The organism is Salinibacterium sp. TMP30 (assembly GCF_038397785.1).
Classification (GTDB): domain Bacteria; phylum Actinomycetota; class Actinomycetes; order Actinomycetales; family Microbacteriaceae; genus Rhodoglobus.
The window spans coordinates 2,579,732-2,598,403 of sequence record NZ_CP151642.1 but is presented as its reverse complement, the minus strand read 5'-3'; the positions used below and the strand labels follow the sequence as shown (position 1 = coordinate 2,598,403).

The following is an 18,672-nucleotide window of genomic DNA, read 5'->3' as shown; positions in this document are numbered from 1 at the left end:
CCGTGATCGTTCTCTACCTTGTTGCGCTGCTAATTTCGCTGACGGGCATGGTGGTGCTTGATCGACGGTTCACGCTGTTCTTTTGGCGAGATGCACGTCGCGCAACGATCGTTCTGGTCGCGGGGGTTGTGTTCTTTCTCGTGTGGGATTTCTTCGGGGTGGGGCTCGGCATCTTCTTCCGCGGTGAAACGGACTTTATGACCGGTCTATTAATCGCCCCTGAGGTGCCGCTCGAAGAAGTCTTCTTCTTGACTCTGCTCTGCTACCTCACCATGAACGTTTACGGCGCCCTGACCCGCACCAAGGTGGTCGCAGCATGACCTACTGGTTGCTCAACGCGGTCTTTCTCGCTCTCGTTGTCGCGCTTGCGATCACTGCGGTCGCCACTCGGCGCACTCCGCAGTGGCACGCAATCGCGATCACTGCGGGCATCCTCCTGATCATGACTGCGGTCTTCGACAACATAATGATCTCGGTCGGTCTCGTCGGGTACAGCGCGGATGCCATTAGTGGTGCCTTCATCGGAGTCGCCCCGCTTGAAGACTTCGCCTACACAATCGCGGCCGTTGTTGCACTTCCGTGCTTGTGGACACTGCTCGGTTCGCGCGACTCCCGGAAAGGCACCAATGCTTAAGGATCTCTTCCTGTCGTCTCGCCCGCTCAGCTGGGTGAACACTGCGTTCCCCTTCGCGGCAGCGTATTTCTTGACGACGGGCACGATCGATCTCACATTTGTGTTGGGCACGATTTTCTTTCTCGTGCCCTACAACTTGGCGATGTATGGCATCAACGATGTGTTCGACTATGAATCTGACCTCCGAAACCCGCGCAAGGGCGGGGTTGAGGGTGCGTTGCTTGCCCCGCGGATGCACCGGCCGACGCTCATTGCCGCTGCGGTCACGCCACTCCCGTTCATTGCGTATCTCGTGGTTGTCGGCAACCCGTTGTCTTGGCTCGTGTTGCTCGTCAGCATGTTCGCCGTGGTGGCGTATTCGGCGAAGGGCCTGCGTTTCAAGGAGCGTCCCTTCCTCGATTCTGTGACCTCAAGTACGCACTTTGTGTCGCCAGCAATCTACGCACTGGTGTTGGCGGGGGCTGCGTTTACGCCGCAACTGTGGGCGGTGCTCGCCGCGTTCTTCTTGTGGGGGATTGCATCGCACGCGTTCGGAGCGGTGCAGGATGTGCTGGCTGACCGCGCCGCCGACATCTCATCGATTGGCACCGTGATCGGCGCTCGCGCGACGACGCGATTTGCGGTTCTCGCCTACCTTGCCGGTGGGGTGTTTTTACTCTTTGCTGCCTGGCCTGGCCCACTCGCAGCAATTCTGGTCCTGCCGTATGCCGCGATGTGCGCGCCGTTCTGGACCATCACGGATGCCACAGCAGCGTCAGCGAATCGCGGTTGGCGCAAGTTCTTGGCCCTCAATTTCGTCACCGGGTTTTTCGTGACGATGCTCCTGATCTGGTGGGCGCTGATCCGCTAGAGCCGCTATGGTGTGGGCGGTGGCGGCCCTGTAAAGCCTTCGGGGTTCAGGTTGCGGGCCATCGTCTCGAGGACGGTCACGGCAGTTTCGTACTGTTCAAGAGTCACGCCAACAGTCGCCCGTGTGCGTTCGTCTGCGATGACGGCCGTGAGCCGCTCTACGACCGCACGCCCGCGATCAGTCAGGTCGTAGAGGGAGCCGTCGGTTGTCAGCCACTCGCTTTCGACAAGTTCGGTCAACGACTCCAGCGAACTCATGTGTGCACCAGGGGTCTCCGGAGGCACGGCGGCGTTCGCGGGACTGAGAAAGGGTGCGATCTCTCTGTCGAGCCGCTCAACCCCCGCCGCATCCTGCGACAGTACGTTCAGCAGCTGCCACTGTCTTCTGGTTATTCCGTGTTCTTCGAGGGTGGTGGCGAATAGGCCGTCGATGAGCCGGTCAACAAGTTTCACCCAGTAACCGATGGGTTGTTGCGTGTCCATAAACTGACAGTACTCCTCTCCTCGATTGCGCGACCGGGCGAAACGCGTGGGGGCTCCCGCTGTACGGACCGCTGGCTAGTCGATTACGGACTGTTTCGCTTTGACGGGGAGCATGAGGGCGAGCCCGGCCAGCAAGACGATCACGATGCCAATGATGCCAAAGCGAGTGTCTCCGGTGAGGGCGACGAAGAGAGTGAACAGTCCAGGGGCTAGGAAGCTGACGGCACGGCCTGTGGTCGCATAGAGCCCGAAGATTTCGCCTTCGCGCCCGGCCGGCGTGATGCGGGCGAGGAAGCTGCGGCTGGCAGCTTGAACTGGGCCGACGAAGAGGGTCAGGAAGAGCCCAGCAATCCAGAACCCGGTTTTGGCGTCACCGATTAAGAGCACTGCGAGCCCCGCGAGCACGAGTCCGACGAGTGAGCCGATGATGACATTCTTGGCGCCGAGTTTGTCATCGAGCCAGCCACCAATAAAGGTTCCGATACCGGCTACGAGGTTGGCGGCGACGGCGAAGTAGATGACTTCGCTCGGGCTGAACCCAAATACCTGCGCCGCGATGATCGCGCCAAAGGTAAATACCGCTGCGAGTCCGTCACGGAACACCGCGCTGGCGAGCAGGAACATGAGCACCTGGGGACTCTTCTTGGCGAGTGCCTTTATGGTGCCAAAGAGTTTGGCGTAGCTCGCGAAGAAGCTCACCCGATTTTCTCGCGCCCCAGCCGGAATCTCGGGTACTGCGATGAGAACGGGAATTGCGAAGATTGCGAACCACGCTGCGGAAGCAAGAATCGCGAACCTCACATCAAGCGCGCCGCCCTCAGTGCCGAAGGGCACGTTCAATAGCCCGTTGCCGGTGTCGCTGCCAAAGTTTTGAATGAACAGTACGAGCAGGATGATCAGCAGAACAATGCCGCCGATGTAGCCCATGCCCCAACCGAAGCCCGACACCCGGCCTACTGTTGTGGGTGTTGAGACCTGCACAAGCATGGCGTTGTAGTTGACGCTCGCAAACTCGAAGAAGACGTTTCCTGCCGCAAGCAGTGCGGCACCAAGATAAATATACGAGGGGATCGGTGCCACGAAGAACATGGCGCCCATAGCGACCACGACGAGTCCGGTGTTGATGGCGAGCCACAGTTTGCGACGACCTGAGCCGTCGGAACGCTGGCCCAGGATGGGCGCCAAGAGTGCGACAAGGATTCCGGCAATGGTGAGCGCGCCAGAAATAATGGTGGTGTTGTTGGCTCCGGCAAGCACGAGGGCGGGGTTTTTGGCGTCATCGCCAGCGGCGGCAACGATCTCCGGATCGATGAACAACCCACTCGCGAGGTAGGTGCTGAAGACGAATGTCGTGACGACAGCATTGAATGCTGCCGAGCCCCAATCCCATAAAGCCCAAGCGCGAACGCGACTCTTCGGGATGGGTGCGTCCGCGATCAGACCTTGCCCCACCGTTCCTATCGCGCGCGTGTTGGCGACGCGGGGAACAGCGGGAGACCTCGGGACTTCGTTGTCGGGATTCTTGTCCGTCATGCGATCAGGCTAGTGGTGCGCGGTAAACAATTGGTACAACAAAGAGTCATATCAGCCACATTGGGGCGTGTCCGCTCGAGTGGGGATACGTGGGCGCGGAGAGGGCCGCTATGCGCCCACCATGCGATTGTCGAGCAGGTTCTGGCTGAATCGGTGAATACGCTCCTGCAGGGATGGCTCTGCTGAGGGGTGTGGCGTCTCTGTCGCAGCCATATCCCGCACGAACTCTAAAGTTTCGTTGACGACCGTTTCGGCGCGCCCTGTTCCCCATTTCGTCACCTCGTCAACAATGTCAGCTTTGGTGATGGAGGCGTGGTCGAGCTTGCCATTGACACGGAACGCGAATTCTCCATCCGTGTCGTACTGTGTCTGCGGAACCACGTCGTACATGGGTGCAATAGTCACGGTGCCGTCTGCCGGATGCAGCAGCGACATGTTCTTGGCGTGCATATCGAGGTTGCCGACAGCCACACTCAGCGTGAGCATCTTCGCGAGCGTGAGCCACGGGTTTCGTTCGTCGGTCTCTGCCAATAAACGGCTGAGGCGTTCCAGAGTCACCGCGCCATATTTTTCGTACTTCTCAATGGTGGGAACTCCGAGCGCCTGAGCAAGATCTTCCTGATGGATGCGACCGTCGGGTGCTGAGGTACTGCGGTCATAGCGTTCGATGACCAACGCCTCGGTGCCATCAAACTGTTGAAGCGTGGAACCAAATCCGGCAAGCTTGAGAGCCCTCACGAACCGGGAGCCATACTCTTCGTCGAAGATCATGGTCGGATATTTTTCTACGACCGGCTTGAGGATGTGTGTCGACGGGTACCCGTCTTCAACCCGTGCCCACCCTGTTGTGGTTTGTGCGAGCACAATCTTGGGTTGAACGCCGGGAAGTGACGTCTTTCCGCCCCGTCGGGCATTGCCGAGTGGCTGCCCGGCAAAGTCTTTGAGCATGTGGCTTACCTCGCTGGCAGTCACGGGCACAGCTTTTGGTGTGCGCGGTTCGCTGGGATCATTGATATCCCAGATCTGGATTGCCCCAGCGACATCGCGGCCATACCGAGCCAGCAAGCCCAGCACATCAAACTCGTTGAGTTGGGCGTTCCTCGCCATGCTCTCCAGTTGGGTGCCCTCCGGCAGCAAACCTGCAAAATAGTTGCGGCGCCGTCTCGCAAGACTGCGTTTAGGCTGCAATGCCAGCGGGACTGCCATTGAGAGCATGCGACTATTTGCGCCGAACGTTGCGATGGCGGAGGGGTCGAAAGTGATGTCGAACGAGCGGTAGTTATCTCCCGAGATAACCCCGAACCGCTGGCCGTAAAGCTCTACAGCGAGCTCAACCATCGCTCACTTCCCACTCGCCATTGAGAGTTACGCCGACTGTCGTGAGCAGCTGAAACACCCGTCGCATTTGCTTGGTCGATTTCCCGGTTTCGATTTCGGTGATCGTTCGTTGGGATATGCCCAGTTCGTCCGCGAGCTCAGCCTGAGTCTGCCCGGAAGCCACACGGGCTTGCTGGATGAGTTGACCAAGCGAGTCCGGCCCGGTGACCCGTGTGGTGTATCGCATCGACTTCCCCTTGCTGCGTTTCGAGGTTGACACAACCTACTACGTTTTCGTAAAGATATCATTTTATTACGAAATCGTAAACCAGCGCGGGTCACACGTTTTCGCAATAACAGAACGCTCCACTTCAGTCATAGATCCCAGCTGGTACATAGACAGTTGAGTCATACACACTCAACTTTCAGCTACGCAGCTTGACTCTCGCTCCGCAGAGGTGGAAACTTGACAGTAAGCGACTCAAGTTCGCACACCCAAACGCTTAAAGGAGTAAGAGCACATGGCTCGAGCAGTAGGTATTGACCTCGGAACCACAAACTCAGTGGTTGCCGTACTCGAAGGTGGAGAACCCACCGTCATCGCAAACGCCGAAGGAATGCGCACTACGCCATCCGTCGTCGCATTCACCAAGGATGGCGAAGTCCTCGTTGGTGAAACCGCAAAGCGTCAGGCCGTCACTAACGTTGACCGCACCATCGCATCCGTCAAGCGCCACATCGGTACTGACTGGAAGGTGGAGATCGACGATAAGAAGTACACCCCGCAGGAAATCTCGGCCCGCACGCTTGCCAAGCTCAAGCGCGACGCCGAACAGTACCTGGGTGAAGACGTCACCGACGCGGTAATCACCGTTCCCGCCTACTTCAACGACGCTGAGCGTCAGGCAACGAAGGAAGCTGGTGAGATCGCGGGCCTCAACGTTCTGCGCATCATCAACGAGCCCACCGCTGCCGCACTCGCCTACGGCCTCGACAAGGGCAAAGAAGACGAACTCATTCTCGTGTTCGACCTCGGTGGTGGAACGTTCGATGTCTCGCTGCTCGAAGTGGGCAAAGACGACGACTTCTCGACCATCCAGGTTAAGTCCACCTCGGGTGACAACCGCCTCGGTGGTGACGACTGGGATGCCCGCGTCGTTGACTACCTAATCCAGCGCTTCAAGGACTCCACTGGAGTCGACGTTTCTGGCGACAAGATCGCTAAGCAGCGCCTGAAGGAAGCTGCCGAGCAGGCGAAAAAGGAACTCTCCTCACAGACGTCGGCAAGCATCCAGCTTCCGTACCTCTCGCTCACTGAGAACGGCCCCGCCAACCTCGACGAGTCGCTCTCACGTGCAAAGTTTGAAGAGCTCACCGCCGACCTACTCGAGCGCGTGAAGAAGCCCTTCAACGACGTAATCAAAGAAGCTGGCGTGAAGCTCAGCGACGTAGCGCACGTGGTGCTCGTCGGTGGATCCACTCGCATGCCTGCTGTTGTTGAGCTCGTCAAGAAGCTCACCGGTGGCAAGGAGCCCAACAAGGGCGTCAACCCCGACGAGGTTGTTGCCGTCGGTGCAGCACTTCAAGCCGGTGTACTCAAGGGCGAGCGCAAGGACGTTCTGCTCATTGACGTCACCCCCCTGAGCCTCGGCATTGAGACCAAGGGCGGAATGATGACCAAGCTCATCGACCGCAACACCGCCATCCCGACCAAGCGAAGCGAAACCTTCACCACCGCGGATGACAACCAGCCTTCCGTCTCGATTCAGGTGTTCCAGGGTGAGCGTGAGTTCACTCGCGACAACAAGAACCTCGGAACCTTCGAGCTCACCGGCATCGCGCCAGCATCGCGCGGAATTCCGCAGGTTGAGGTCACCTTCGACATCGACGCCAACGGCATTGTGCACGTGTCTGCTAAAGACAAGGGCACCGGCAAGGAGCAGTCGATGACTATCACGGGCGGTTCAAGCCTGTCGAAGGATGACATCGAGCGCATGGTTCGTGAAGGTGAAGAGCACGCTGCAGAAGACAAGGCACGTCGTGAAGCCGCAGAGGTTCGCAACAATGCCGAGCAGCTCGCGTACTCCACCGGAAAGCTCATCACCGACAACGCAGAGAAGCTCCCAGAAGACGTCAAGACTGAGGTTCAGGCCGACGTCGACGCGCTCAACTCGGCGCTTGCCAGCGATGACGAAGCGGCGGTGAAGACCGCATTCGACAAGCTGAGCGAGAGCCAGCAGAAGATCGGCGAAGCAATCTACAAGCACCAGGAAGAAAATCCTGAGCCTGCAGAAGGAACCGAAGCTCCCACCGACGAGAACTCTGACGAGGACATCGTTGATGCAGAAGTTGTTGACGACGACGAGGCTGACTCGGCTACGGACAAGAAGTAGATGTCAGACAAAAATAAAGACCACGACGAGCCCAGAGAGCCGGTGATCCGCGACAAACGTCGCGTTGATCCGGAAACTGGCGACATTCGTTCCGCTGACTCGGCTGCTGCGGGGGAATCTGCAGCAGCCGGGGGGCAGCCCGCTGAGAGCGAGGATGCCGCCGAGGAGACAGTCGATGAGTCATCCGGCTCAGGCGAGGAGTCCGATGAGGCCACAATGGATGCCGAGTCCGAAAAGAACCCAGACGAGCTGAGTGCAGAAGATCAGCAACTACTCGATGACGCGAGCCGCGACCTCGTGTCTGAAATGCGTGACCAAATGTTGCGCTCTCAGGCCGAATTGGTGAACTTCCGCACGCGCGTTGAGCGCGATCGAGTCGCCAACCGTGAAGCTGTCATCGCTGACGTCATTCGCTCGATGCTGCCTGCTCTCGACGATCTAGACCGTGCAGACAAGCATGGCGACATCATCGAAGGCAGCCCTCTGGCTCTGGTCGCTCAGAAGATTCACTCCAGTTTTGAGCGGTTCGGCCTTCGCAAGATTGGTGAGAAGGGCGAACTGTTTGATCCCGCCTTCCATGAAGCAGTTGTGCACTTGAACGACCCGGAAGCGAGCGAAAACACGATCGCTGACGTGGTCGAGCCTGGCTACATTCTTGGTGAGCGCGTTGTGCGCGCCGCGAAGGTTGCTGTCTCAGGCCCCACTGATTAGGCCGGGGGTGGCGTGTAGTGGCTAGCCAAGATTGGTTCGATAAGGACTTCTATGCGGTGCTGGGGGTATCGAAAGATGTCACAGCGCCCGATCTGAAAAAGACTTATCGTAAACTCGCGCGTCAATTTCATCCGGACTCCAATCCAGGAGATCCGAAAGCGGAGTCTCGCTTCAAAGAGATCAGCGAAGCGCATTCGGTGCTTTCAGATCCCGAACAGCGCAAAGAGTACGATCAGGTTCGTGCCATGGGGTCGGGCGCTCGCTTTCAAGCGGGCGGCCAATCCGGCGGCTTCGAAGATGTCTTTGGGGGCATGTTTGGCGCTGGCGGCGCAGGGGGTCAGCGGTACGCTGGCGGGCAGTCGGGCGCAAGCTTCGAAGACCTCCTCGGCGGAATGTTCGGTGGGCCAGCTGGCGGTGCTCGCGGTCCTGCTGGGTTCCGCGGTGGTCCGGCGAAGGGTCGCGACCTAGCGGCAACCACAACGCTTGATTTCGGCACAGCCATTAACGGCGAAACGATCAAACTCCAGCCCTCGGGCGGTCGCCCGATGAACGTGAAGATTCCTGCGGGAGTTAGCGACGGGCAGAAGATCCGCCTCAAGGCAAAGGGTGAACCGAGCCCGAACGGTGGGGAACCAGGCGATCTGGTGCTGACTGTTTCGGTACGCAAGCATCCGGTATTCGAACGAGACGGCAACAACCTTCGGGTTGTGGTGCCCGTGACGTTTGCGGAAGCAGTGCTTGGCGCCACCATCGAGGTACCAACGCTGAGTGGGGCCCCGGTGAAACTGAAGGTCGCGCCGGGAACTCCGAGTGGACGAGTATTACGAGTAAAGGGTCGTGGGGTAGCCACGGCTAAAGCAACTGGAGATCTTCTTGCCGAAGTGCAAGTGGCGGTGCCCAACCGCATCCCGGAGGCGGCCCTCGAACACCTCGAAGCTTTCGCTAAAGCTATGCCCGCAGAGAACCCGCGAGACGACCTAATGGCTAAAGCCAGGAGCTGACAATCATGGATGAGTTCACGCCCGCCTTTGCTATTGCCGTCGCGGCAGAGCTGGCAGGCATGCATCCGCAGACGCTGCGACAGTACGACCGTCTGGGTCTCGTGTCACCCACGAGAACCAGCGGTCGGTCGCGGCGTTATTCGATGCACGACGTGATGCAATTGCGCGAGATCGCAGCATTGAGTGCTGAAGGACTCAACCTCGAAGGCATCAAGCGCATCCTCGATCTTGAAAATCGGGTGAGTGAGCTGACTTCGCGAGTGCACGAATTAGAAGCGGCACTCGCGGATGAACTGCTCGCGAAGCCCGGTCGACGTGTGTTTGCGGCCGGCACTGCCGGTGAAGTGATCTCGATTAAGGCGGGAACTCGGGGCGAACGTTCCGATCAAGTAGTGCTGTGGCGCCCCTTCACTCGACGCGACAACCAGCTTCTCTCCTGATGCGGCAGCCACGATGATGTCATCAGACGCGCCCCCTCTCGGCAGCTCCGCGATCTTGCGGCAGCGCTGGAGCGAGGTGACATTTCTGCATTGGCGCGTTGACCCCAACGTCGTCGAGCAGTACATGCCCGCCGGGTGCCGCCCCGACACCATTGACGGCAGCACGTGGGTCGGGCTCATAGCGTTTCAGATGTCACGCAGCTCATTTTTTGGCGGGCCCCGCATCCCGTGGTTGGGTGACTTTCCTGAAGTGAATGTGCGACTGTATTCAATTGACGCGCAGGGTCGCCGCGGAGTTGTGTTTCTTTCTCTCGAAGCATCGCACCTCATCCCGGTGCTCACAGCGCAGGCGGTGTTCGCATTGCCGTACCGCTGGGCTTCCATGAAAATTGGCGAGCGTGACGGCAAGATCGCTTACCGAACCAAACGGCACGGTCAACCGGATGCCGCATCCCACATCATCGTGCAGCCGATTGATGATCCCGTGGCGAGTGTTGCGCTCGCGGCTGACCCTCTGGCGATGTTCTTGACTGCGCGCTGGGGGTTCCACGAGACCTGCCGTGGACGCACGATCTACTGTCGCAATCACCACGAACCGTGGCCGCTGCAGCCTGCCGAGCTCGTGCACCTCGATGACGGGTTACTTGCCGCTGCGGGTTTTGAGGGCCTCGCTGATCGTGTCCCCGACTCAGTGATGTACGCGAGCGAAGTGACGACCGTATTTGCGGCTCCGCAGCAGAGTCAGCAGCACGGTCGCGTTTGGCAAGCGCGCTTACGAGCGGTCTAGATTCGCGCCTCTACCATTGCCTCCTTGCTGTCAAAGCGACATGATGAGTAACCACAACTTCACATCTGCACAACACAACTGAAATGTTCACGCTGGAAAATGTTAATTCGGGTGACTGGCCCATGTGGCTATCACTTTTTCGGCATCTGAGCAGCGCTCGGTGAGCGCTTAGCGCCCACCGAGTCGACGGCAACGACGCCGAACGACTCAGGAGGCACCATGACGACGGTTCGCGCAGCAATTACCCAGACCACTTGGACCGGCGACAAAGAGTCGATGATCCAAAAACACGAGCAGTTCGCTCGTGATGCGAAAGAGCAGGGTGCTCAGGTCATTTGTTTTCAGGAGCTGTTCTACGGCCCCTACTTTGGAATCACGGAAGATAAAAAGTATTACGCCTATGCGGAGCCCGTTGATGGCCCCATCGTGCAGCGCTTTCAGGCGCTCGCGAAAGAACTCGATCTGGTGATGGTTCTGCCGATCTATGAAGAGGAGATGCCGGGTGTTTATTACAACACCGCGGTTGTTGTTGACGCCGATGGTACGAACCTCGGTTCGTACCGCAAGCACCACATCCCTCACCTCGACAAATTCTGGGAGAAGTTTTACTTCCGCCCCGGCAACAAGGGCTACCCGGTCTTCGACACTGCTGTCGGCCCGATCGGCGTCTACATCTGTTACGACCGCCATTTCCCTGAGGGTTGGCGCGAGCTTGGCCTGAATGGTGCCCAGATTGTATTCAACCCGAACGCCACGAAGCCGGGGCTTTCTAATCGGCTGTGGGAGGTTGAAGGTCCGGCAGCGGCCGTGGCCAACGGCTATTTTGTGCTTCAGCCGAACCGCGTTGGACGCGAGGATAACGAATATGGCGACCTAGCGGTCGACTTCTATGGCACCAGCCAGGTCATCGACCCGCGCGGAAATTTCGTCGGCGAGCGCGGATCGGGTACTGACGAAGAGATCATGATTCGCGACCTCGATATGGACATGATTCGACAGATGCGCGATGACTGGCAGTTCTACCGTGATCGTCGCCCGGAGTCTTACACCTCGATCCCGAAGCCATAACGACAGCCTCCGGGTTGTTTTTGCACCTGGGGATCAGCAGGCACCCGACATCGCAGAGGAGCGAATCATGGCCACCACTCTCATTTCCGGCGGAACAGTTGTTAGTTCAACGGGGCGAGCCCCAGCCGACGTACTCATCGACGGCGAAGTAATCAAAGCTGTGTTGTCACCGGGCAGCACGCTTTTGGGAACGGATGTCGCGGCATCCGTCGATCATGTTGTTGATGCCACCGGAAAGTACGTCATTCCGGGCGGCATTGACGCGCACACTCACATGGAGTTGCCCTTCGGTGGCACCGCGGCAATCGATACGTTCGAGACGGGCACTCGCGCTGCGGCGTGGGGTGGCACGACCTCGATCATCGACTTCGCCGTGCAGACCTACGGAACTCACATCGAGGACGCTCTCGCCGCGTGGCATGCGAAGGCTGCGGGCAATTGCGCCATCGACTATGGCTTTCACCAGATCGTGGGAGACGTTACGCCCGAGTCGCTCAAGGCCATGGCGAAGCTGCCCGACGAGGGCATCACAAGCTTCAAAATGTTCATGGCGTACCCGGGAGTTTTCTACTCGGATGACGCGCAGATTCTGAAGGCCATGCAGGTGTCGCGCGACACCGGCATGATGACGATGATGCACGCCGAGAACGGTCCGGTGATCGATGTTCTCGCTGAGCAGTTGGTCGAGCAGGGCAAGACTGACCCGTACTATCACGGTGTCGCTCGCGCTTGGGAGATGGAAGAGGAGGCGACCCATCGGGCGATCATGCTCGCAAAGCTCACCGGTGCCCCCCTCTATGTGGTGCACGTGAGCGCGAAGCAGGCCGTCGAGCAAATCGCTGGTGCTCGCGACCGGGGCCAGAACGTTTTCGCCGAGACCTGCCCGCAGTATCTCTACTTGAGCCTCGAGGAACAGCTCGGTGCGCGAAGTGAGGAGTACGGGCACTTCGAGGGCGCGAAATGGGTGTGCTCTACGCCACTGCGTTCGCGTGAAGAAGGGCATCAGGATGCCATGTGGCAGTCGCTGCGCACGAACGATGTGCAAATGGTATCTACCGATCACTGCCCGTTCTGCATGAAGGACCAGAAAGAGTTGGGCCTCGCTGACTTCCGCAAGATTCCGAACGGCATCGGCTCGGTTGAGCACCGCATGGACCTCATGTATCAGGGTGTCGTCACCGGTGAGATCACCCTCGAGCGTTGGGTCGAACTCACGAGCACAACGCCTGCGCGAATGTTTGGCATCTATGGCAGAAAAGGCGTGATTCAGCCCGGGGCCGACGCCGACATCGTTGTCTACGACCCCAACGGTCACACGTCGATTGGAATGCCCGTTGACGACGATGGCAACCCCACCGGAAAAAAGCACCACATGAACATGGACCACGCGGCGTGGGAAGGTTTCGAAATTGATGGGCGCGTCGACACCGTAATCTCACGCGGCAAGGTCATCGTCGCCGACGACCAGTACCTCGGGTCTAAGGGTGATGGCCGCTTTATGAAGCGCGGCCTCAGCCAGTACCTGACCTAAACGGTTCTTGTGCAGCATCCGTTCGGCACTAGCCAGCGGATGCTGCCTCGGCCTACCTCCACCACGAACGAGGAGCACCATGGATTTCGGAGCAGTACTTCAGACCAACCCGCCCGCATCACGAACGGTCCAGCTTGCGAAGCTTGCGGAAGCCCACGGCTTCAGCCATGTGTGGACCTTCGATTCGCACATTCTGTGGCAAGAACCCTATGTGATATACAGTCAGATCTTGGCCGAGACGCGCAAGATCACGATTGGGCCAATGGTGACGAACCCGGCCACGCGCGACTGGACTGTGACGGCATCCACCTACGCAACCCTCAACGAGATGTATGGCAACCGCACCATCTGCGGCATCGGCCGTGGCGACTCGGCGGTGCGGGTGACCAACGGCAAGCCCACGACACTGAAGGAACTTCGGGATTCGATCCACGTCATCCGGGAACTTGCGAACTCGCGATCGGTGAAATACGGCGGGGCTCAGCTTCAATTGCCCTGGAGTAAAGGTTCTGAGCTCGAAATATGGGTGGCGGCGTATGGCCCGCTCGCTCTCAAGCTCACCGGTGAAGTCGGAGATGGCTTCATCCTGCAGCTTGCCGACCTCGACATTGCCGAGTGGATGATCAAGAAAGTGCGCGACGCTGCTGAAGCGGTCGGGCGCGACCCGATGGCGATTAAGTTCTGCGTCGCCGCCCCGATGTACATCGGCGACAACTGGGAGCACATGCGCAACCAGTGCCGCTGGTTTGGTGGCATGGTCGGCAATCACGTCGCTGACATCGTGAAGAAGTACGGTGCGGATGGCTCTGTGCCGGAGGCCCTCACCGACTACATCAAGGAACGCGAAGGCTACGACTACAACCAGCATGGTCGCGCAGGCAACTCGCACGCCGCGTTTGTTCCCGACGAGATCGTCGACCGCTTCTGCGTGATGGGCACCGCGGAGCAGCATATCGAGAAGCTCGAGAAACTGCGGGCCCTCGGTGTCGACCAGTTCGCTGGCTACCTGCAGCACGACAATAAGGAAGAAACATTGCGGGTTTATGGCGAGACGGTGATCCCGGCCCTCACCGACACTGTGACGGCGAAGGCCTAACCCAATGACGGCAACCCGAAACGATGAGCGTGGGGAGGTTGCTGTCCGCCCCGTGAGTTTTCCGGGGGCGGTGGCTAACCCCGCGCGCACTCGACTTCTCCGTGGCTTCGGCTGGGGTATTGCCGGAGTGCTGCTGATCGCGTTGATCTGGGAGGGCTATAAGTTCATCGGCCCCGAGAACGGCGTGCTGATTGGCGAACTCCGCGTGCTGCCGCGCACAACCGATCTGGCAATGCCGCACCTCTGGGACATGATGACGCGTCTCGGTGAACCCGTCACGCGGGCTGATGGTGCGCTACCGCTGTGGGCGGTCGTTGCGCTTGCCGCAATAACCACTCTGGGCATTGCTGCGGCGGGTTGGTTGGTTGGGGTCGTCGTGGGTGTCGGTTTTGCACTCCTGATGCAGCGGTGGCGGCTTGCCGAGTTTGGCCTGCTGCCGTGGATCGTGATCAGCCAAACCGTGCCCCTTATCGCGTTCGCCCCCGTTGTAAAAAGTTGGGGTTCGCGTGTGGAGATTGGCAGCTTCGAGTGGCAGGACTGGATGTCGGTTGCCCTCATCGCTAGCTATCTTGCGTTTTTCCCGATCACGGTCGGCGCGCTCAAAGGTCTGCAGTCTCCCGACCGCATCCACGTCGAGCTATTCGAGACTTATGCCTCGGGCTATTGGGCGACACTTACGCGTCTTCGACTTCCCGCAGCAGTGCCCTACCTTCTGCCGGCGCTTCGACTCGGAGCTGCCAACGCCGTTATCGGTGCTGTCGTTGCGGAAGTTTCGACCGGGCTCCAAGGAGGGCTTGGGCGCCTTCTCATCCAATTCGCCGGGCAGGCGTCTGGTGACCCCGCGAAAGCGTGGGGTCCGATATTCGGCGCCATCGTGCTTGGGCTCGTAGCGGCCGGTTCCGTTGCTGTGCTCGGCGTGATTCTCAAGGACTACCGACGAACCGAGGAGACCGCATGAGCGATCACATTCCCCACTCAGCACTACAGAACGACCAGACGGATGCCGTAGCCCCCGAAAAAGTTGCCGCGGTTGAGGTGCGCGGCGTCGACAAACACTTCGAGACCGCGTCGGGGATTGTGAACGCGCTTGAGGGGATCAACCTCACCGTCGCCGATGACGAATTTGTGTCTCTCATCGGCCCGTCGGGCTGCGGCAAGTCGACGCTCATGAGGCTGATCGCTGACCTCGATACGCCCAGTGCTGGCGAACTCACCGTTTTTGGCAAGACCGCCACGCAGGCTCGTCTTGACCAGGATTACGGAATCGCGTTCCAGCAGGCCGGGCTACTGCCGTGGCGCACGGTCGCCGCGAACGTTGCATTACCGCTCGAACTTCATGGTGTGGCATCCGCAGCTCGTCGGTCTCGTGTCGCCGAGTTGCTCGATATGGTCGGCCTCAACGAGTTTGCCGATCGTTTTCCCGATCAGCTCTCTGGCGGCATGCAGCAGCGTGTTGCGATTGCACGGTCACTTGCTGAAGAACCACGGTTACTACTGATGGATGAGCCGTTCGGGGCGCTCGATGAGATGACCCGAGAGAAGATGCAAACCGATCTCGTGCGTATCGCGGCTGATACCGGGGCAGCAGTGGTCTTCGTGACACATTCCATTCCCGAAGCGGTGTTTCTCTCCGACCGTGTCGTTGTCATGTCGCCGCGACCTGGCCGAATCAGTGAGATAGTGCCGATGCGACTCGGCGCTGCTGCCGGTCGTGAGGATCGCACCGACGAGTTGCGTGAAGACACAGCCTTCTTCGAAATGGTGACCGAGGTGCGCGAAGCTCTGCACGGCGGGGCAGCAGACCAGCCCGGTCTCGAAGCGCGATCCGCTCGAGGAGTGGAGTCTCGATGAGCGAAGTCTCGATGAGCACCAGCACGGCCGCGAACTCGGTGGTGGCCCCGGGGGGCGGATCAGGCACGAGCCGAAAGCGGGCGTGGAGCCCTCGAACTGAATCGACGCTGCGCATCGCGGCGCCCATCACTCTGGGCCTGATTGTGCTTGGCGTGTGGCAGCTTCTCGTGACCGTGGGAGGGGTCTCCGACTATCTGCTGCCGAGTCCGGCATCGATCGTCGGGGAACTTGTCGAGTTCTGGCCGGCGGTAGTCTCCGCGACGATGCTCACGGGAACAAATGCTCTGCTTGGCCTTCTCGTCGGTTCGGTGCTCGGAATTGTGCTCTCGGCGATTGCCGCCCGGTGGCACATCGCCGATCAGATGAGTGCCCCGATCATTGCGGCACTCGCTGTCGTGCCCATTGTCGCCCTCGCACCCGTTCTCAACTCGATGTTTGGGGCCGACAGCCAGTTTGGGCGCCAAGCGATTGCGGCAATCGCCTCGTTCGTGCCGGTCTTTCTCAACACCCTGCGGGGGTTCCGGCAGACGAGGCCCGTGCACCGTGATCTCATGAAGGCGTATGCGGCCAACTCCACACAAATGTTGCGCGCGCTCACCCTCCCCACGGCGCGCCCCTTCATTCTCACGGGCATCCGCATCGCATCGTCGCTCGCCGTCATCTCAGCGCTCGTCGCCGAATACTTCGGTGGGCCGCGAGGTGGCCTTGGCAGCCTCATTGCTACCTCTGCCGCCTCAAGCGCGTATGCCCGCGCCTGGGCGTATGTCGCGGCATCCATCGCCCTCGGTCTGCTCTTTTACCTTGCGACGCTTGCGCTCGAACGACTCGTGCTGCGTCGTGTTCCGGTTGGGGGCGCCTGATGACCACACCGCTTTACCCGCAGTATCCACTTGCACCGAGAATCTGGAAGGACTGACATGAAGCACAACACACGCCGCGTACTTGCGGCCGGAGCGTTCGCCGTCTCGGCAGCGCTCCTTCTAGCAGCCTGCTCACCGAGCGATGGCGGAAACGGGGGAGATGGCGGATCCGCTGGCGAACTCACCCCGGTGAAGCTCCAACTCCAATGGCTCCCACAGGGTCAGTTCGCTGGCTACTTCGCTGCAGCCGATCAGGGCTACTTTGAGGAGGAAGGTCTGGACGTCGAGATCATCCCCTCCGGTGGCGATATCGTTCCGCAGGATGCGCTCGCCAACGGTGACGTTGATTACGCCGTCGCGTGGGTTCCTAAGGTGCTCGGCTCAATTGAGCAAGGGGCCAACCTGACGAACATCGCCCAAATCTTCAAGACGTCGGGAACTCTCCAAGTGTCATGGGCCGACTCGGGTATCAACTCTGTTGCCGACTTCGAGGGCAAGAAGATTGGCTCGTGGGGCTTCGGAAACGAATGGGAAATCTTCGCCGCAATGGCCGCTGAGGGCCTCGATTCGTCGACGGTGCAGATCATCACGCAAGACTTCAACATGAACGCCTTCCTGCAGGGTGACATCGATGCCGCTCAGGCGATGACGTACAACGAGTACGCGCAACTGCTCGAGTCAACGGATCCGGAGACGGGCGAGCTTTACCAGCCTTCGGATTTCAACGTCATTAGCTATGAAGACACCGTTGGCGCGATGCTGCAGGATGCAATTTGGGCTGATACTGGGCGCCTCGACAGCGATGAGGCTTACCAAGAAACCACGGTCAAGTTCCTGAAGGCCGTCGTCAAGGGCTGGATTTATTCGGCCGAGAACCCTGAAGAAGCCGCAAACATCACTATCGGCGCCGGCTCCGGGTGGGGCCCAAGCCACGAGCTCTGGATGGTCAACGAGACCAACAAGCTCATCTGGCCAGCACCCAACGGCATCGGAGTGATCGATGAAGCAGCGTGGCAGCGCACTGTTGACGGTGCGATCAGCGCCGTGAACGAAACAGGCGCGAGCCCCATCACCGAAGCACCACCGGCCAGTGCCTGGTCGAATGACTGGATCATGAAGGCACTTGACGAACTCGAAGCTGAGGGCGTCGACACTACGGGTTCGAGCTATTCGCCGATCGACGTCACCCTTCTGGAAGGCGGCAACTAGGCGAACCGAATACCGACTGACGGATGCCGCTTTCGCAACTGCGAGGGCGGCATCCGTTCGTTAACTGGCGTTTTCAGCGTACGCGCGGGTTGGCGATCATTCGCGTTCGTCGGCGCCGCGGGCGAGGCGCTGTGAGACCCACACGGGGATGAACGAGGCGAGGATCACGACGGTCGCGACGACGTTCACCAGGGATGCTTCGTTGGGTCGTGCCATCTGGTTCATGATCCAGAGCGGCAGGGTGTCGACCCCGGGCGGGGCGGTAAAGATGGTGACAACGACCTCATCGAAGCTGAGCGCGAAGGCCAAGATAGCGCCAGCGACGAAAGCGCTGCGGAACTGCGGGAACGTCACGAGGCGGAAGGTTTGCAGCGGCGTCGCGCCGAGGTCGCGGGATGCTTCTTCGATGCTGGGGTTGATGCGGCGTAATCGCGCGAGCACGTTGTTGAAGACCATGACGATGCAGAAGGTGCCGTGGGCGATGATCATCCCGAAGTATCCGACATCAATGCCGATTGGTTCAAGTACCCGGTTGTAGGTGTTGTTGAGAGCAACACCGGTCACGATGCCGGGGAGCGCGATGGGGAGTACGACGAGCAGGTTGACGCTCTGTTTTCCGAAGAAAGTGTAACGCTGCAGGGCGAAGGCGACGAGAGTGCCTAGGATGAGCGCAATCGCGGTCGCCCCGAGTCCGACGATCACCGAGTTGAGCAGTGCTGCGCGGATCGGTTCGCTTACGAAGGCCTTCTCCCACCAAATGGTAGAGAACGAGGTGATCGGCCAACTCGAGATGCGGGCGGCGCTAAACGAGTTGATGACGACGAGAAACAGCGGGATGTACATGAACGCGAGGGCGATCGCGACGATTGTTCCGAGGGTGAATTTGGCCCCGAGGGAGAGTCTCAGCAT

Annotated in this window: 20 protein-coding genes; 15 read left to right on the top strand and 5 right to left on the bottom strand. The window is 59.6% G+C overall.

What is annotated here, in order from left to right:
• The first annotated feature begins 2 nt into the window (after positions 1-2).
• From AADH44_RS12550 to AADH44_RS12540, 3 genes are read left to right on the top strand one after another with little or no spacing between them, the layout of a single operon-like run.
• Entirely contained in the window at positions 3-320 is a 318-nt protein-coding gene (locus AADH44_RS12550) for a lycopene cyclase domain-containing protein (protein WP_341953203.1), read from the top strand.
• Positions 317-634 carry a lycopene cyclase domain-containing protein gene (locus AADH44_RS12545; RefSeq protein WP_341953202.1) on the top strand — a complete coding sequence of 106 codons (318 nt, stop codon included), beginning with the start codon at positions 317-319 and terminating at the stop codon, positions 632-634. Before AADH44_RS12550 ends, AADH44_RS12545 begins: the two co-directional genes overlap by 4 nt.
• Positions 627-1,484, top strand: a complete 858-nt coding sequence (locus AADH44_RS12540) for a prenyltransferase (RefSeq protein ID WP_341953201.1) — start codon at positions 627-629, stop codon at positions 1,482-1,484. Before AADH44_RS12545 ends, AADH44_RS12540 begins: the two co-directional genes overlap by 8 nt.
• Before the next feature lie 5 nt (positions 1,485-1,489).
• Here the strand turns inward: AADH44_RS12540 and AADH44_RS12535 are convergent, their stop codons facing one another.
• The 4 genes from AADH44_RS12535 to AADH44_RS12520 form a co-directional block, all read right to left on the bottom strand.
• Positions 1,490-1,966: a hypothetical protein gene (locus AADH44_RS12535; protein ID WP_341953200.1), complete on the bottom strand. Its 477-nt coding sequence runs from the start codon at positions 1,964-1,966 to the stop codon at positions 1,490-1,492.
• 75 nt (positions 1,967-2,041) lie between these two features.
• The gene (locus AADH44_RS12530) at positions 2,042-3,499 is read right to left on the bottom strand and encodes an MFS transporter (protein WP_341953199.1); all 1,458 of its coding nucleotides are present in this window, start codon (positions 3,497-3,499) and stop codon (positions 2,042-2,044) included.
• A 108-nt stretch (positions 3,500-3,607) separates the two neighbouring features.
• Positions 3,608-4,837: a HipA domain-containing protein gene (locus AADH44_RS12525; RefSeq protein ID WP_341953198.1), complete on the bottom strand. Its 1,230-nt coding sequence runs from the start codon at positions 4,835-4,837 to the stop codon at positions 3,608-3,610.
• A complete protein-coding gene (locus tag AADH44_RS12520) occupies positions 4,830-5,063 on the bottom strand; it encodes a helix-turn-helix domain-containing protein (protein WP_341953197.1) in 234 nt (77 codons plus the stop codon). The genes AADH44_RS12525 and AADH44_RS12520 overlap by 8 nt, the downstream gene beginning before the upstream one ends.
• Before the next feature lie 274 nt (positions 5,064-5,337).
• Here AADH44_RS12520 and dnaK point away from each other — a divergent pair, with 274 nt between their 5' ends.
• From dnaK to AADH44_RS12460, 12 genes are all read left to right on the top strand, one after another.
• Positions 5,338-7,209 carry a molecular chaperone DnaK gene (dnaK, locus tag AADH44_RS12515; protein WP_341953196.1) on the top strand — a complete coding sequence of 624 codons (1,872 nt, stop codon included), beginning with the start codon at positions 5,338-5,340 and terminating at the stop codon, positions 7,207-7,209.
• Complete coding sequence (locus AADH44_RS12510) at positions 7,210-7,920, top strand: nucleotide exchange factor GrpE (protein ID WP_341953195.1); 711 nt, start codon at positions 7,210-7,212, stop codon at positions 7,918-7,920.
• Positions 7,921-7,937: 17 nt separating this feature from the next.
• Positions 7,938-8,921, top strand: coding sequence for a DnaJ C-terminal domain-containing protein (locus AADH44_RS12505; protein WP_341953194.1), 984 nt, complete (start codon positions 7,938-7,940; stop codon positions 8,919-8,921).
• Positions 8,922-8,926: 5 nt separating this feature from the next.
• The gene (locus tag AADH44_RS12500; protein ID WP_341953193.1) at positions 8,927-9,361 is read left to right on the top strand and encodes a helix-turn-helix transcriptional regulator; all 435 of its coding nucleotides are present in this window, start codon (positions 8,927-8,929) and stop codon (positions 9,359-9,361) included.
• 13 nt (positions 9,362-9,374) lie between these two features.
• A complete protein-coding gene (locus AADH44_RS12495; protein WP_341953192.1) occupies positions 9,375-10,148 on the top strand; it encodes a DUF2071 domain-containing protein in 774 nt (257 codons plus the stop codon).
• A gap of 219 nt (positions 10,149-10,367) precedes the next feature.
• Positions 10,368-11,216 carry a nitrilase-related carbon-nitrogen hydrolase gene (locus tag AADH44_RS12490; RefSeq protein WP_341953191.1) on the top strand — a complete coding sequence of 283 codons (849 nt, stop codon included), beginning with the start codon at positions 10,368-10,370 and terminating at the stop codon, positions 11,214-11,216.
• Positions 11,217-11,283: 67 nt separating this feature from the next.
• Positions 11,284-12,747 carry a dihydropyrimidinase gene (hydA, locus tag AADH44_RS12485; protein WP_341953190.1) on the top strand — a complete coding sequence of 488 codons (1,464 nt, stop codon included), beginning with the start codon at positions 11,284-11,286 and terminating at the stop codon, positions 12,745-12,747.
• A 79-nt stretch (positions 12,748-12,826) separates the two neighbouring features.
• On the top strand, positions 12,827-13,843 hold the full coding sequence (locus AADH44_RS12480) for a TIGR03842 family LLM class F420-dependent oxidoreductase (protein ID WP_341953189.1): 1,017 nt from the start codon (positions 12,827-12,829) through the stop codon (positions 13,841-13,843).
• A 4-nt stretch (positions 13,844-13,847) separates the two neighbouring features.
• Positions 13,848-14,801 (top strand): ABC transporter permease subunit, encoded by a 954-nt coding sequence (locus AADH44_RS12475; protein WP_341953187.1) that lies wholly within the window; start codon positions 13,848-13,850, stop codon positions 14,799-14,801.
• Positions 14,798-15,694 (top strand): ABC transporter ATP-binding protein, encoded by an 897-nt coding sequence (locus tag AADH44_RS12470; protein ID WP_341953186.1) that lies wholly within the window; start codon positions 14,798-14,800, stop codon positions 15,692-15,694. Before AADH44_RS12475 ends, AADH44_RS12470 begins: the two co-directional genes overlap by 4 nt.
• Positions 15,691-16,554: an ABC transporter permease subunit gene (locus AADH44_RS12465; protein WP_341953185.1), complete on the top strand. Its 864-nt coding sequence runs from the start codon at positions 15,691-15,693 to the stop codon at positions 16,552-16,554. Before AADH44_RS12470 ends, AADH44_RS12465 begins: the two co-directional genes overlap by 4 nt.
• A 57-nt stretch (positions 16,555-16,611) precedes the next feature.
• Complete coding sequence (locus AADH44_RS12460; RefSeq protein ID WP_341953184.1) at positions 16,612-17,763, top strand: ABC transporter substrate-binding protein; 1,152 nt, start codon at positions 16,612-16,614, stop codon at positions 17,761-17,763.
• 96 nt (positions 17,764-17,859) lie between these two features.
• Here the strand turns inward: AADH44_RS12460 and AADH44_RS12455 are convergent, their stop codons facing one another.
• On the bottom strand, positions 17,860-18,672 hold the full coding sequence (locus AADH44_RS12455; RefSeq protein WP_341953183.1) for an ABC transporter permease: 813 nt from the start codon (positions 18,670-18,672) through the stop codon (positions 17,860-17,862).